Here is a 15,891-nt window from a genome sequence, read left to right on the forward strand (position 1 = left end):
GCATACGCCATTTTTCTCAAATTATAGGCCGCAATTTTATTTCCGAACTACAGATGTCACGGGTACGGTGGAGCTTCCAGAAGGAACAGAAATGGTAATGCCTGGGGACAATATTTCTATGGGTGTAAACTTAATTGCGCCGATTGCTATGGATGAGGGTTTGCGTTTTGCAATTCGCGAAGGCGGCAAAACTGTTGGCGCTGGTGTTGTAACCAGTATTACTGAATAGAAAAGTTTTATTAGGCGAAAAACCTTGCAAGGTTTAGGAGTGTAGCTCAATTGGTAGAGCACCGGTCTCCAAAACCGGGGGTTGAGGGTTCGATTCCTTCCACTCCTGCCAGTGCGGTGGACAGCTGGGTTAATGTTATTTTGATAAAGTTGAGTTCTAGCTAAAATAAATTGATAAGGATTTGGAAAACAGAAAATGGCGAAGACGTCACCGGCACAGTTTATACGTGAGGTTCGTCAGGAGGCGAATAAAGTCACTTGGCCAACAAAGAAAGAAACCGGCGTTACCACCGTGATGGTCTTCGTCATGGTATTCATTGCTGCCATATTTTTTCTTTTGACGGATCAAGTGATCGCTTGGTTGGTTAAGCTTGTCCTAGGGTTGGGAGGTTAACGATGGCCCATCGTTGGTATGTAGTGCACGTCTACTCCGGTTTCGAAAACAAAGTTGCTCAATCCATTGAAGAACAGGCTGCATTTAAAGGACTGAGTGCCGCGTTTGAACAAGTTTTGGTTCCAACGGAGGAAGTTGTTGAAATGCGTCGAGGCAGCAAAGTTAATTCTGAGAGAAAGTTTTTCCCAGGCTATGTTTTGGTAAAAATGGACCTTACTGATGAATCTTGGCATCTCGTTAAAGATACTGCTAAAGTCTCGGGTTTTTTGGGGGCGCAAGGCAAGCCTAGTCCGATAAGTGCTTCAGAGGCTGAGCGGCTGTTGCACCAAATTAAAGAGGGAGTTGAACGCCCGAAACCGTCTGTTACCTTCGAAATTGGCGAGCAAGTACGTGTATGTGATGGGCCATTCGCCTCTTTTAACGGTGACGTGGAGCAGGTTGATGAGGAAAGAGCGCGCCTCAAGGTTTCTGTTTCAATATTTGGTCGGTCAACGCCGGTGGATTTAGAATATGGTCAGGTTGAGAAGTTGTAACAACAATAAGCTGTAATAATAAAAAATAAGCTGCTAATAAACCGCTGGGCAACCAGTATCTGTGGAAGGCCAAAGTAAAAGTCCAGACTAGGCCGTACCACGAACCCAGGGAAGGGATATAAAATGGCGAAAAAAATTGATGGATACATCAAACTTGAAATACCAGCGGGGCAGGCAAACCCGTCCCCGCCCGTGGGGCCAGCCTTAGGGCAGCGTGGACTTAATATCATGGAATTTTGCAAGGCTTTCAACGCGGCTACGCAGCAGCTTGAGCAGGGTATGCCGGTTCCGGTTACGATAACATGTTTCTCAGATCGCAGTTTTAGTTTTGAGACTCGAACAGCTCCTGCTAGCTATTTTCTTAAGAAGGCTGCTGCTTTGAGCAAAGGAGCCAGCGAGCCCGGTCGTAATGATCCAGTGGGTAATGTAACGAAAAAACAAGTTCGTGAGATTGCAGAGGCAAAAATGGGTGACTTGAATGCGAATGATATTGAGGCCGCAATGTTGATTATTGAGGGCTCTGCTCGCTCCATGGGAATAGAGGTGGTTGGTTAATTATGGCAAAAAATAGTAAGCGCTTGAAAAAGGCCGTCGAGGGCATTGACCGCGATGCGTCCTATGCTGTTGAAGAGGCTGTCAAGTTAATCAAGGGTCGTGCATCTGCAAAATTTGACGAGACGATTGAAATAGCAATGAATTTGAACGTTGACTCACGGCATGCAGATCAACAGGTACGTGGTGTGGTTCAGCTACCAAATGGTACAGGAAAAGCCCTTCGTATCGCTGTTTTTGCCAAAGATTCGAAAGCGGAGGAGGCTAAAGATGCTGGCGCTGACTTGGTCGGGGGGGATGAACTCGCTGAAAAAGTGCAAAGCGGTGAAATAAACTTTGATCGCGTCATTGCGACACCTGATATGATGGCCGTTGTTGGCAAGCTGGGCAAAGTGCTAGGCCCAAAGGGTTTAATGCCTAATCCAAAATTAGGCACAGTCACTCCAAACGTTGGAGATGCCGTAAAGGCTGCAAAATCGGGTGAGGTGCAGTTCCGCGCAGAAAAAGCTGGAATAATTCACGCAGGTATCGGTAAAGCTAGTTTTAGTGAGGCTAAGCTTGCGCAAAATGTTAATGCCTTTATCGATGCAATCACAAAAGCGAAACCAAGCGGTGTAAAGGGTTCATATATTAAAAAGGTATCTATAAGTTCAACAATGGGGCCCGGTCTAAAGCTCGATATGAGCGGAGATCCGGGGACTGCATAGAATTAGAATTTTGTTGTGCATCTCTCCATATACTGAGAGGCGCGCGGCAAATAGAGGGTGTTGCATTTGTGCGCCCTTGACCTGTCCAAGATTGTGGGTGCGTTTCTTCTGTTTTTAGGAACGCTTAAACGGATAACCGGCCAACATGAGGCAGCGGTAAAAGACAGTCAGGCCATGTCGTGTTAGGCCGTTGGATTGGCTTGAGCCACTGGGGCAGGGTCCGTCGGGTGGAGTGTCAAACGATTTTTGGCATACCGTCTTATTGTAACAGGCTGGTGTTTATTCAAGAACATTGGTCAAAAAGTATCGGAGACTATCAGTGGACCGAACGAAAAAAGAAGCCCTAGTCGCCGAACTGCATGAGGCATTCAGCGTCAACAATCTTCTCGTATTGACACACCAAAAGGGATTGAGCGTTGGAGAAGTCTCGGAGCTCCGTCAGCAAATGCGGGAAGCTGGTGCGTCGTTCAAGGTGACTAAAAACCGGCTAGCCAAAATTGCACTGAAGGGGACTAAGTTCGAAGGTCTTGCCGATGAATTTGCTGGTCCAACAGCTATAGCTGTTTCCGAGGACCCAGTATCGGCAGCCAAAGTGGTGGTTGACTTCGCAGAAAAGAATGACAGGTTATCGGTTGTTTGCGGTGTGTTGGGTGAAGAATCACTCGATGCGGCGCAGATCACAGCACTTGCTAAACTGCCATCCCTGGAGGAATTGCGCGGTAAAATCATTGGACTTATTCAAGCTCCGGCCCAAAATATCGCCAGTTTAATGCAGGCACCTAGCGGGCAACTTGCCCGTGTTTTTGGCGCATTCGGTAGTTCTGGGTCATGAGGCGGCGGACTTGTATTCAAATCGTATTGTTCAAGCCAAGGAGAAATGATTATGGCAGATTTAGAAAAGATTGCTGAAGAGCTCTCGAGTTTAACGGTTATAGAGGCAGCTGATTTATCAAAGCTACTCGAAGAAAAGTGGGGGGTTTCAGCTGCCGCACCAGTTGCAGTTGCGGGCGTCGCGCCTGCGGCAGGAGATGGCGCTGGCGGGGCCGAGGAAAAAACCGAATTTGATGTCGTGCTTACCGCAATGGGCGACAAAAAAATTAATGTTATAAAAGAGGTTAGAGGCATTACAGGGCTTGGCCTCAAGGAAGCTAAAGAGCTCGTTGAAAGTGCACCAAAACCTGTTAAGGAGGGTGTAGCTAAAGATGAGGCGGACGAAATAAAGAAAAAGCTTGAAGAAGCTGGGGCAACTGTCGAGCTTAATTGATGCGGTTTTTTACCGTGCGAGCAGAGGGAGAACTGCACATCAGAGCGGTTCTCGCCCCTTTTTTTATTGTTGAGTTTTGCCGCTTTTTATTAAAAAAGAGTGGATAGTCGAGGAACGAAAATGCCGCAGTCCTTTACCCAACTAAAACGCATTCGAAAGTCTTTTGGCCGCTTGCCCGAGGTGGCTCCGATGCCGAATTTGATCGAAGTTCAAAAACAATCCTACGATCGTTTTTTGGAACCGGTGGATTCAAACGGCACAATGTTGCCTTCTGGTCTTGAAGAAGCATTTCAGACCGTCTTTCCGATTAAAGATTTCTCCGGCCGTGCGCAGCTGGAATTTGTAAGTTATGAGTTAGAAGATCCAAAATATGACGTTGAAGAGTGTCAGCAGCGTGATATGACCTTTGCCGCACCGCTTAAGGTGACTTTGCGCCTCGTTGTTTGGGATGTGGATGAAGAAACGGGTGCACGGTCTATACGCGATATCAAAGAACAAGATGTTTATATGGGTGATATGCCATTAATGACGCCAAACGGAACTTTCGTTGTTAATGGTACAGAGCGGGTAATAGTTAGCCAGATGCATCGTTCTCCAGGTGTATTTTTTGACCATGATAGAGGGAAAACCCACTCGTCAGGAAAATATTTATTTGCGGCACGTGTAATACCCTACCGCGGCTCTTGGCTCGATTTTGAGTTCGATGCCAAGGATAACCTCTATGTGCGTATTGACCGTCGCCGCAAATTGCCGGCAACTACCCTTCTGTTAGCTCTGGATGGAGATTCCACGCAAGCCTTGCGTGTTGAGCGCAGTCGCGAGGGTCTTGATCTTGAGCCGTGGGAGGCTCAAGGCATGACGAAAGAGGATATCCTGAACTTCTTTTTTGACACAATCGAATACACGGAAATTGATGGTGGTTGGAAAACAAGGTTTGAGCCTACCCGTTTTGAAGGCACGAAATTAGACTATGATCTCACAGATGCAAAAACAAAAAAAGTGGTGGTTGAGAGTGGTCGTAAATTAACTCCAAGAGTGCTGCGGTCGCTAGAGGACGGAAAACTCAAAGATATATTGTTGCCATCGGAGGCTATTCTCGGGCGTTTTGTTGCCAATGATTTGGTTAATTCGAACACAGGTGAAATCTATGTCGAGGCTGGAGAAGAGGTCACAGAAGAACTTCTTGAAAGCTTAAAAGAGGTGGGTATCCAACAGCTCCCTATTCTGGCGATTGATTACAGCTCCGTTGGACCATATGTTCGTAACACGTTGGAGATAGAAAAAAATAATAACCGCGAAGATGCGTTGATTGATATCTATCGAGTGATGCGTCCCGGTGAGCCCCCTACTTTGGAGACTGCGGAGGCGCTATTCAAGAGCTTGTTCTTTGATCCAGAGCGTTACGATCTGTCCTCCGTAGGAAGAGTCAAAATGAACTCTCGGCTTAATTTAGAAACAGATGATCAGATGAGAGTGCTTCGTAAAGAAGATATTTTGGCAATTCTAAAAGTGCTCGTTGGCCTGAAAGATGGTCGTGGAGATATTGATGATATTGATCATTTGGGTAATAGACGAGTTCGTTCTGTTGGAGAGTTGCTTGAAAATCAATATAGAGTAGGGTTGCTGCGTATGGAGCGCGCTATCCGGGAGCGAATGAGCACAGTCGAGATCGATAGTGTAATGCCGCATGATCTGATAAATGCTAAGCCGGCAGCGGCTGCTGTGCGCGAGTTTTTTGGTTCTTCACAGCTCTCTCAATTCATGGATCAAACAAATCCGTTGTCCGAAATAACTCACAAGCGGCGTTTATCTGCCTTAGGCCCCGGAGGTTTGACCCGAGAACGAGCGGGCTTCGAAGTTCGCGACGTTCACCCTACCCATTATGGCCGCATATGTCCAATCGAGACCCCTGAGGGCCCGAACATTGGTTTGATAAACTCGTTAGCAACATTTGCGCGAGTTAATCAGTATGGATTTATCGAAACTCCATATAGGGTCGTTACGGCTGGTAAGGTGACAGACGAAGTGATTTACATGTCCGCCATGGACGAGGGGCGCTACACAGTGGCGCAGGCTAACGCAGCTTTGGATGGGCGAGGCAGGTTTGTAGAGGAGCTTGTTAGCTGTCGTGAAGGCGGTGAATACATTATGGCGATGCGAGAGGATATTGATTTTATTGATGTTTCACCAAAACAAATCGTGTCAGTTGCTGCTGCGCTAATACCATTTCTCGAAAATGACGATGCGAACCGAGCTTTAATGGGCTCGAATATGCAGCGACAAGCTGTACCTTTACTGCAGGCTGACGCCCCTTTAGTCGGCACAGGCATGGAGGAGAGGGTTGCGCGTGACTCTGGTGCAGCAATAGTTGCAGATCGCTCGGGGGTTGTAGACCAGGTTGATGCGACCCGAATTGTTGTGCAGGCCACTGAAGAGACCGCTGCTGATGTGCCCGGTGTGGACATTTATAATCTTTCAAAGTTCCAGCGCTCCAATCAGAATACTTGTATAAATCAGCGCCCGTTAGTGAAAGTCGGAGATGTAGTTGCAAAGGGTGATATTGTTGCAGACGGCCCCTCAACTGAGCTCGGGGAGTTAGCGTTAGGGCGTAATGTGCTTGTCGCTTTCATGCCCTGGAATGGATATAATTTTGAAGATTCTATTTTAATATCAGAACGAATTGTTCGAGATGATGTGTTTACTTCTATTCACATCGAAGAATTTGAAATCATGGCTCGAGATACTAAGCTTGGCCAAGAGGAAATCACCCGCGATATTCCAAACGTCGGTGAGGAGGCGCTTAAGGATCTCGATGAGGCTGGAATAGTTTGTATCGGAGCTGAAGTAAATTCAGGTGACATTCTTGTTGGCAAGGTTACGCCGAAGGGTGAATCTCCCATGACACCCGAAGAAAAATTGCTGCGTGCAATTTTTGGTGAGAAAGCATCTGATGTAAGAGACACATCGCTAAAACTACCGCCCGGTGGGCAAGGCACAGTAGTAGAAGTTAGGGTGTTTTCGCGTCGCGGCGTTGATAAGGACGAGCGTGCTTTGGCGATTGAACGTCAAGAAATTGAGAGACTGGCAAAAGATCGGGACGACGAGAAGGCAATACTCGAGCGTTCCTTCTTCAATTCCCTTAAGGACAAGTTGGTTAACCAAACGACAGTGTCTAGTCCTAAAGGAATGGAAAATAACAAAAAAATAACTGAGGCTTTTCTATCTGACTTTACACCTGGGCAGTGGCGACAAATCGTCGTTAAGAACGATACAGTTAACGATGAATTAGAGGCTATGAAGAAGACTTTTGATGAATCCGTCGGGGTTTTGCAGAGCCGGTTTGAGGATAAGGTAGATAAGCTTCAGCGTGGCGACGAATTACCTCCAGGTGTCATGAAGATGGTAAAAGTTTTTGTGGCGGTAAAACGCAAATTACAGCCCGGCGACAAGATGGCTGGTCGTCACGGGAACAAGGGTGTGATTTCTAAAATAATGCCATTGGAAGACATGCCTTACCTTGAAGATGGCACAGCGGTTGACGTGGTTCTTAATCCGCTTGGGGTGCCAAGTAGAATGAACGTGGGTCAGATATTAGAGACCCACCTTGGATGGGCCGCCGCAGGTTTAGGACAACAGATAGGAGATGCGTTAGCTGCATATAAAGTTGGCGGTAATGGCAAATCAACCTCAGATTTGCGGGATAAGCTTCAGTCAGCGTACGGAAAAGAAATCTTTAAGGAATCTATTGAAGGGATGGATGATGAGGCAGCGCTTGAGTTAGCAAGCAATGTCGTAAAGGGTGTTCCATTTGCAACTCCGGTGTTTGACGGTGCGGTGGAATCAGACATAGTCGTAGCTCTTAAGCAGGCAGGCTTTGCTGAATCGGGCCAATCGACGCTTATCGATGGGCGGACTGGAGAAACGTTTTCACGAGATGTTACTGTTGGATATATCTATATGTTAAAATTACACCATCTGGTAGACGACAAAATACACGCTCGTTCAATTGGTCCTTATAGCCTTGTTACTCAGCAACCCCTCGGCGGGAAAGCGCAGTTTGGTGGTCAAAGATTTGGTGAAATGGAGGTGTGGGCGCTTGAAGCTTATGGCGCTGCTTACACACTCCAAGAAATGTTAACGGTTAAATCCGATGACGTGTCAGGCCGGACGAAGGTTTATGAGGCGATTGTTCGGGGTGATGACACGTTTGAGGCTGGAATCCCTGAGTCTTTCAATGTGTTAGTTAAGGAACTTCGGTCTTTAGGGCTTAACGTTGAACTGATCCAAGAGAACTTTTAATCGGATGTGTGCATCGTCAATAACACGCAACCACTGTTTAAAGTGATTTAGTTGGGAGATTGAGTAAATGAGTGAGTTGATGAATTTTTTTGGTCAACCTGCGGGTGCACAAGGGTTCGATCACATACGTATCTCAATTGCAAGCCCAGACCGCATTCGATCTTGGTCGTTTGGTGAGATAAAAAAACCAGAGACCATTAACTACAGGACATTTAAGCCTGAGCGTGATGGTCTGTTTTGCGCTCGTATTTTTGGTCCAATAAAGGACTATGAGTGTTTGTGTGGCAAGTATAAACGAATGAAATATCGCGGCATCATCTGCGAAAAATGTGGTGTTGAAGTGACACTATCCAAAGTGCGGCGCGAAAGGATGGGCCACATTGAGTTGGCATCGCCCGTCGCTCATATCTGGTTCATGAAATCTTTACCCAGCAGGATTGGTCTTCTGCTCGATATGACTCTAAAAGAATTGGAGCGTGTTCTTTACTTTGAAAATCACTTAGTCCTCGACCCAGGCATGACAACACTTAACGACAAGCAACTCCTCAGCGAGGAAGAATATATTGATGCCATAGATGAATTCGGGGTTGACGGGTTTGAAGCAAAAATCGGTGCCGAAGCACTCCTCGATATGTTGTTAGAAATTGATCTTGAGGCAGAGAGAGAGCAAGTTCGGATCGATCTTAAAGAGACAGGCTCGGAAGCAAAACGCAAAAAATATGTTAAACGATTGAAGCTTATTGAGGCGTTCATTCAATCTGGGGCGCGCCCTGAATGGATGATTTTGAATGTTGTACCAGTGATCCCGCCTGAACTTAGACCGTTAGTGCCTTTGGATGGGGGGCGGTTTGCGACATCTGATCTTAATGACTTATATCGGAGGGTAATAAATCGGAATAACCGTCTCAAACGTCTCATGGATCTCAGGGCGCCTGAAATAATCGTCCGTAATGAAAAACGGATGCTCCAAGAGTCAGTTGATGCGCTTTTCGATAATGGTCGACGTGGTCGTGTTATTACCGGCGCAAACAAGCGCCCGTTAAAATCGTTGTCTGACATGCTGAAAGGTAAACAAGGTCGCTTCCGGCAGAATTTGTTGGGAAAACGCGTCGATTATTCGGGACGATCAGTGATTGTTGTTGGGCCAGAATTGTTACTGCATCAATGTGGCTTGCCTAAAAAAATGGCGCTTGAGCTATTTAAGCCGTTTATTTATTCCAAGCTTGAGCTTTACGGTATGGCGTCAACGATCAAGGCTGCAAAACGCATGGTAGAAAAAGAGCGTCCTGAGGTCTGGGATATATTAGAAGAGGTTATCCGTGAGCACCCTGTTCTTCTCAATCGAGCGCCCACACTACATCGTCTCGGCATTCAGGCATTTGAGCCGGTGCTCATAGAGGGCAAGGCTATTCAACTACATCCTCTCGTTTGCGCTGCTTTCAATGCAGACTTTGACGGGGATCAGATGGCGGTGCACGTACCCCTTTCGATGGAAGCGCAGCTTGAGTCGCGTGTCCTAATGATGTCGACAAATAATATTCTTTCGCCAGCCAATGGAAAACCAATAATTGTACCTTCGCAGGATATCGTGCTCGGTTTGTATTACATGAGCCACGAACGTCCCTGGGAAGTTGGCGCAAAAACGGACTTTTCCCAAGAGGCTGATTTTTTGGCCGCCATTGAGACAGACGATGTAATTGTGGTTGATCCAAATAAACCTCGCCAAGTGGTCGATATTGGCGTGGATGAATCTTCTAGTGTTTTTAAAGCAATAAAGGCCGGCAAATTGAGTGCGCACTTAGTACCGCGCTTTGGAAATGTTGGTGAAATAGAGCATGCGCTAGCCACTAACGCAGTTCATCTTAACAGCACTATTAAGGCCAGACACACTATAGTGGACGAAGATGGTGAGGAAAAACAGGTTGTGGTTAAGGCAACGCCAGGGCGGATGCTCCTAGCTAGTATATTGCCAAAAAACCGAAAAACTCCTTTTAGTTTGGTCAATCAGCTTTTGACAAAAAAAGAAATCTCTTTCGTTATCGACGAGGTCTATCGTCATTGTGGTCAGAAGGAAACTTGTATTTTTGCGGATCGACTAATGGCCATGGGCTTTCGCCAAGCCTGCGTAGCGGGCCTCTCATTTGGAAAGGACGATCTTGTTATTCCTGAACAGAAGGGAGAACTGATAAACGATGCCAAGGAGCAAATTAAGGAGTATGAACAGCAATACCTCGATGGCTTAATAACTCGCGGTGAAAAATACAATAAAGTCGTCGATGTCTGGTCGGATTGTAGTGACAAGGTTGCTGATCAGATGATGGGTGCGATGAAGACTGGTTCCGGGGGTGATATAAATTCTGTATACATGATGGCTGACTCCGGTGCTCGTGGCTCTGCAGCTCAAATAAAGCAACTTGCAGGCATGAGAGGTTTGATGGCTAAGCCATCCGGTGAAATTATAGAAACACCAATTATCTCCAACTTCAAAGAGGGTTTGACCGTGCTTGAGTACTTTAACTCTACTCACGGAGCCCGCAAGGGTCTTGCGGATACTGCGCTGAAGACCGCTAACTCTGGCTACTTGACCCGACGCCTCGTTGATGTTGCCCAAGACTGCATCGTAGTGGAAGAAGATTGTGGAACCAAGAAGGGTTTAACTCTTCGTGCTGTAATAGAGGGCGGAGATGTTATTGAAGAACTTCCGGAGCGTATTGTCGGTCGTTACGCATCAGTTGATATATCAGATCCGACCAGTGGGAAGGTCCTCGTTAAGGCTGGTGAAATGATTGCGGAAAGTGACGCCGAAGTGATTGATGAATGCGGCGTTGACAGTGTGATGTTGCGTTCGGTTTTAACGTGTGAGTCTTCTGGCGGTGTGTGTGCCAAATGCTATGGCCGCGATTTAGCTCGTGGAACTGAAGTGAACATTGGTGAGGCAGTAGGAGTTATCGCCGCTCAATCAATTGGGGAGCCGGGCACCCAATTGACGATGCGGACATTCCACATAGGCGGAGCAGCACAGGTTGCTGAGCAGGCAACTCATGAAGCTTCTATTGACGGCACAATAAGGGTGGAAAATAAAAATATTGTGGTTGACTCCAGCGGCAAGCCAGTTGTTATGAATCGCAATACCGATGTCTGTGTGTTGGATGTGCAAGGTCGTGAGCGAGCGCGACACCGTATTCCTTATGGGGCTAGGCTTTTGATAGAGGATGGCGGTACGGTCAGTAAGGGTGCTCTTTTGGCTGAGTGGGATCCATACACCATACCAATCATTACTGAAAAAGATGGCATCGCTAACTTTGTGGATTTGGTCGAAGGCGTTTCAATGCGTGAAGTCACAGACGAGACTACTGGGATAGCAAGCAAAGTCGTGATTGATTGGAAACAACAACCACAAGGTGCAGACCTTAGGCCTCGAGTTACCCTTCGTAATAAGCGTGGTCAGGTAGTAAAGCTATCTAATGATCTTGAAGCACGGTATTTTCTCTCAGTTGATGCTATCCTCTCTGTCGAAAATGGTCAGGAAATTAAGGCTGGAGATGTTGTCGCCCGCATTCCACGTGAAGCGTCGAAAACGCGTGACATCACGGGCGGATTACCACGTGTGGCTGAATTATTCGAAGCACGTCGGCCAAAGGAATACGCCATAATTGCAGGCACCGATGGACGAGTAGAGTTTGGCAAAGATTACAAAACAAAACGCCGTATCTTGGTGATACCCGATGATGAGTCCCAAGAGCCAAGCGAATATATGATTCCAAAGGGTAAGCACATAACGGTTCAGGAGGGGGATCGCGTGGAGAAGGGGGACTTGCTTATGGACGGCAACCCTGTGCCACATGACATTCTCGAAGTCTTGGGCGTGGAGGCACTTGCAGATTATCTTATCAAAGAAGTTCAGGACGTATATCGGCTACAAGGTGTGAAGATTAGCGATAAACATATTGAGGTTATTTGTCGCCAGATGCTGCAAAAGGTAGAGGTTTGTGACCCCGGAGACACGATATTTTTAAGTGGAGAGCAAGTTGATCAAGATGAGTTTGAAACAGTCAATAAACGCACTAAAGATGACGGAGGAAAGCAAGCAGATTGCATTCCTGTGCTCCAAGGGATAACCAAGGCATCTCTTCAGACAAAATCGTTTATTTCTGCGGCCTCATTCCAGGAAACCACTCGGGTCCTCACAGAAGCTGCTGTAAATGGCAAGATAGATCCGCTGGATGGATTGAAAGAAAATGTTATTGTTGGTCGTTTGATACCAGCTGGTACCGGCAGCGTGATGAATCGCTTGAAAAGTATTGCCGCTGAACGGGACCGTGAATTAGCAGCGGCTCAAGCGGATGACCCGCTATTAGCACCTATCGAAGTTGCGGTTGAAGAATCTGCGGAAGATCAATCCGAGGTGGCATAAACAGTAATTGATTTTGCTCTCGGTACTGTTGAGTCCCTGAGAAATAGAAAAAGTTAGACAAAAATGTAAAACTTGACGTCCAAATAATTCTTTTATCTTTTACTTGACCTTAAGGTGTGGCGTAACTAGTATCCGCCGCACTTTCCCAAAGGGTTTGGTTGTAGCTAATTACTTTTTTCGGTGAGTAGCTAGACACAGTCCTTGGATTTTCGACGTTATTGACATAAGTCGTTGAGTCGGCTGATTTTTGTAGCCATATGGAAGGCCATGTGCGGCCTTTATTCGGCTGTTAAGATGGTCGTTTCTGGTGAAAACAGTAAAGCGGTTGCATAACCGAAGGTAAGGATTGAAATTGGTAGGTACAGATGCCGACAATTAATCAGCTGATCCGAAAGGGTCGAAAAGAAAAGCCGGTCCGAAATAAAGTTCCAGCTCTAGAGGCGTGTCCACAGAAACGCGGTGTGTGCACTCGTGTTTATACGACGACGCCTAAAAAACCTAATTCGGCTTTGCGAAAAGTAGCACGCGTGCGGCTCACGAATGGCTTTGAGGTAACCAGTTATATCCCAGGCGAGGGGCATAACCTTCAGGAGCACTCTGTGGTTATGATTCGCGGCGGGCGTGTGAAGGATTTACCCGGTGTGCGCTATCACATAGTCCGTGGTACTTTGGATACTCAAGGTGTAGATGATCGTCGTCAGCGCAGATCCAAATACGGCGCAAAACGTCCAAAATAATAGGGTTTAAGGGAGAGTTTTTGATGTCCAGACGTCGCCGCGCAGAAAAAAGAGAAATCTTACCTGATGCTAAATTCGGAGATGTGGTGGTTAGTAAGTTTATTAACAGCGTTATGCTTCACGGGAAGAAATCAACGGCAGAACGGATTGTCTATGGGGCACTAGATCTCATGGGATCTCGCGCTGGAAGCGACCCGGTTCGGTCTTTCCACGACGCATTAGATAATGTAAAGCCGCACTTAGAAGTGCGTTCTCGGCGTGTCGGGGGAGCGACCTATCAAGTGCCAATGGATGTGCGCGCTGATAGAGCCCAAGCGCTCGCGTTCAGATGGCTAATACAGAATGCTCGTAGCCGCAGTGAAAACACAATGGTTGAGCGCCTATCTGGGGAATTACTCGATGCCGCTAATAACCGCGGTGGTGCAGTGAAAAAGCGGGAAGATACGCACAGGATGGCTGATGCCAACCGAGCGTTTTCTCACTATCGTTGGTAATAAGTTTTTATCGGAGATAATGAATATGTCAGCCCGCACAACCCCTATAGAAAAATATCGCAACATCGGGATTATGGCCCATATTGACGCTGGAAAAACGACTACGACTGAGCGAATACTCTATTACACTGGACGTTCGCACAAGATTGGTGAAGTTCATGATGGAAACGCCACAATGGACTGGATGGAGCAGGAGCAGGAGCGAGGAATAACTATTACGTCGGCCGCAACAACCTGCCAGTGGCGGGATTGTCGTGTGAATATTATCGATACTCCCGGGCACGTTGATTTCACCATTGAAGTGGAGCGGAGTTTGCGTGTTTTAGATGGCGCGGTGGCAGTATTCGATAGCGTTGCGGGTGTTGAGCCTCAATCCGAAACGGTATGGCGACAGGCCGACAAGTACGAGGTGCCCCGCATCTGCTTTGTGAATAAGATGGATAGGACCGGTGCTGATTTCTTTCGCACCGTTGATATGATTGTAGACCGTTTAGGTGCCTCGCCGCTTGTGACGCAGCTGCCAATTGGGTCTGAAGACAGCTTTGTCGGTGTCATTGACTTGGTTAAAATGCGTGCTGTGATTTGGAAAGATGAATCTCTCGGGGCTGAGTTCGAATACACGGATATTCCACCTGAGCTGGCAAACCAGGCATCCGAGTATCGGGAAAAGCTCGTTGAGATGGCCGTAGAGCAGGATGACGGGGCTATGGAGGCTTATCTCGAAGGTGATGAGCCAAGCGAGGAAAAATTGCTAGACTGTATTCGTCGGGGCACTGTTGGGGGCGCGTTCGTTCCAGTATTATTGGGCTCGGCGTTCAAAAACAAAGGCGTGCAGCCACTTCTTGATGCTGTGGTTGATTTTCTTCCGTCCCCTGTTGATGTGCCTTCTGTTAAGGGTCTGCTTGACAATGATGAGCCCGCTACACGGCAGTCTTCAGACGATGAGCCTTTCGCTGCTCTAGCATTTAAAATTATGACTGATGAGCATGTAGGTTCGTTAACGTTCGTGCGAATTTATTCTGGAACACTTTCTAAGGGTGCTGCAGTCGTGAATTCAGTCAAGCGTCAGAAAGAGCGCGTCGGTCGTATGCTCATGATGCATGCTAATAACCGTGAAATGATTGATGAGGCGAGTGCGGGGGACATCGTAGCGGTGGTTGGACTTAAATCTGTCACGACGGGTGATACGATATGTGATGCAAGTAAGCCTATCATTCTAGAGAAGATGGAATTTCCGGATCCTGTTATCGAAATTGCGGTCGAGCCTAAAACTAAGGGCGATCATGACAAGATGTCGACTGCGCTTGGGCGGCTAGCACAAGAAGATCCATCGTTTAGGGTAACCTCGGACGAAGAGACGGGCCAGACGGTGATTAAGGGAATGGGAGAACTCCATCTCGAAATCATTATAGACCGGTTGCTGAGAGAGTTTAAGGTTGGTGCTAATATAGGCGCTCCACAGGTGGCTTACAGGGAGACTATCACAAAGCCTTATACTTGTGATTACACCCATAAGAAACAGACCGGTGGTTCAGGACAGTTTGCTCGTATCATTATTGAGTTTGAGCCGTGTGAGCCAGGGGATGGTTACGAATTTGAAAGTAAGGTCGTCGGTGGATCAGTTCCTAAGGATTATATACCGGGCGTTGAAAAAGGTTTAAACAGCGAGCGCGAAAATGGGGTTTTGGCAGGCTTTCCCGTTATCGATTTCAAGGCAACATTGGTTGATGGGGCATCTCATGATGTTGACTCCTCTGTTATGGCATTTGAAATTGCAGCTCGGGCTGCATTTCGGGAGGCAGTCCAGAGTGCCGGGCCAAAATTGCTAGAGCCGATTATGAAAGTCGAAGTAATTACGCCTGAGGAATATATGGGAGATATTATTGGTGACTTAAACAGTCGGCGTGGGCAGGTAGGGGGCATGGATCAGCGTGGGAATGCACGCGTCATTGATGCTATGGTTCCTCTCGCTAACATGTTCGGCTACATTAACACTTTGAGGTCGTCAAGTCAGGGTCGCGCTCAGTTTACCATGCAATTTGATCATTATGAAAAAGTGCCGGAAGCGGTTGCGGAAGAAGTGCGAGCTAACCTCGCTTAAATCGAGACTTAATAGACGGAGGCCAAGATGGCGAAAGAAAAATTTGAACGCACAAAGCCGCATTGTAATATTGGTACAATTGGACACGTTGACCACGGCAAGACAACGTTGACCGCAGCGATCACCAAAGTATTGGCTGATACGGGAGGTGCTACGTTTACAGATTAT

Annotated in this window: 13 protein-coding genes and 1 tRNA gene; all 14 read left to right on the top strand. The window is 47.1% G+C overall.

Features of this window, described 5'->3' with window-relative positions; translation table 11 throughout:
* A partial coding sequence (tuf, locus tag VX941_07485; GenBank protein ID MEE2933253.1) for an elongation factor Tu occupies positions 1-229 on the top strand: 229 nt, incomplete at its 5' end.
* A gap of 35 nt (positions 230-264) precedes the next feature.
* Positions 265-340 (top strand) — tRNA-Trp (locus tag VX941_07490).
* 84 nt (positions 341-424) lie between these two features.
* Positions 425-622 (top strand): preprotein translocase subunit SecE, encoded by a 198-nt coding sequence (secE, locus tag VX941_07495; GenBank protein MEE2933254.1) that lies wholly within the window; start codon positions 425-427, stop codon positions 620-622.
* Positions 623-624: 2 nt separating this feature from the next.
* On the top strand, positions 625-1,155 hold the full coding sequence (nusG, locus tag VX941_07500; GenBank protein ID MEE2933255.1) for a transcription termination/antitermination protein NusG: 531 nt from the start codon (positions 625-627) through the stop codon (positions 1,153-1,155).
* A gap of 123 nt (positions 1,156-1,278) precedes the next feature.
* The gene (gene rplK / locus VX941_07505) at positions 1,279-1,710 is read left to right on the top strand and encodes a 50S ribosomal protein L11 (protein ID MEE2933256.1); all 432 of its coding nucleotides are present in this window, start codon (positions 1,279-1,281) and stop codon (positions 1,708-1,710) included.
* Between the two features lie 2 nt (positions 1,711-1,712).
* Entirely contained in the window at positions 1,713-2,414 is a 702-nt protein-coding gene (gene rplA / locus VX941_07510) for a 50S ribosomal protein L1 (protein MEE2933257.1), read from the top strand.
* A 319-nt stretch (positions 2,415-2,733) separates the two neighbouring features.
* Complete coding sequence (gene rplJ / locus VX941_07515; GenBank protein MEE2933258.1) at positions 2,734-3,246, top strand: 50S ribosomal protein L10; 513 nt, start codon at positions 2,734-2,736, stop codon at positions 3,244-3,246.
* Positions 3,247-3,297: 51 nt separating this feature from the next.
* A complete protein-coding gene (gene rplL / locus VX941_07520) occupies positions 3,298-3,678 on the top strand; it encodes a 50S ribosomal protein L7/L12 (GenBank protein ID MEE2933259.1) in 381 nt (126 codons plus the stop codon).
* Between the two features lie 120 nt (positions 3,679-3,798).
* Positions 3,799-7,977 (top strand): DNA-directed RNA polymerase subunit beta, encoded by a 4,179-nt coding sequence (gene rpoB / locus VX941_07525; GenBank protein ID MEE2933260.1) that lies wholly within the window; start codon positions 3,799-3,801, stop codon positions 7,975-7,977.
* A 67-nt stretch (positions 7,978-8,044) separates the two neighbouring features.
* A complete protein-coding gene (gene rpoC / locus VX941_07530; protein MEE2933261.1) occupies positions 8,045-12,391 on the top strand; it encodes a DNA-directed RNA polymerase subunit beta' in 4,347 nt (1,448 codons plus the stop codon).
* Between the two features lie 365 nt (positions 12,392-12,756).
* Positions 12,757-13,128: a 30S ribosomal protein S12 gene (gene rpsL, locus VX941_07535; GenBank protein ID MEE2933262.1), complete on the top strand. Its 372-nt coding sequence runs from the start codon at positions 12,757-12,759 to the stop codon at positions 13,126-13,128.
* 23 nt (positions 13,129-13,151) lie between these two features.
* Positions 13,152-13,622: a 30S ribosomal protein S7 gene (gene rpsG, locus VX941_07540; protein MEE2933263.1), complete on the top strand. Its 471-nt coding sequence runs from the start codon at positions 13,152-13,154 to the stop codon at positions 13,620-13,622.
* Positions 13,623-13,647: 25 nt separating this feature from the next.
* Positions 13,648-15,723, top strand: coding sequence for an elongation factor G (gene fusA / locus VX941_07545; protein ID MEE2933264.1), 2,076 nt, complete (start codon positions 13,648-13,650; stop codon positions 15,721-15,723).
* Between the two features lie 27 nt (positions 15,724-15,750).
* A partial coding sequence (locus VX941_07550; GenBank protein ID MEE2933265.1) for a GTP-binding protein occupies positions 15,751-15,891 on the top strand: 141 nt, incomplete at its 3' end.

This window comes from Pseudomonadota bacterium, assembly GCA_036339585.1.
Lineage (GTDB): Bacteria > Pseudomonadota > Alphaproteobacteria > UBA8366 > UBA8366 > UBA8366.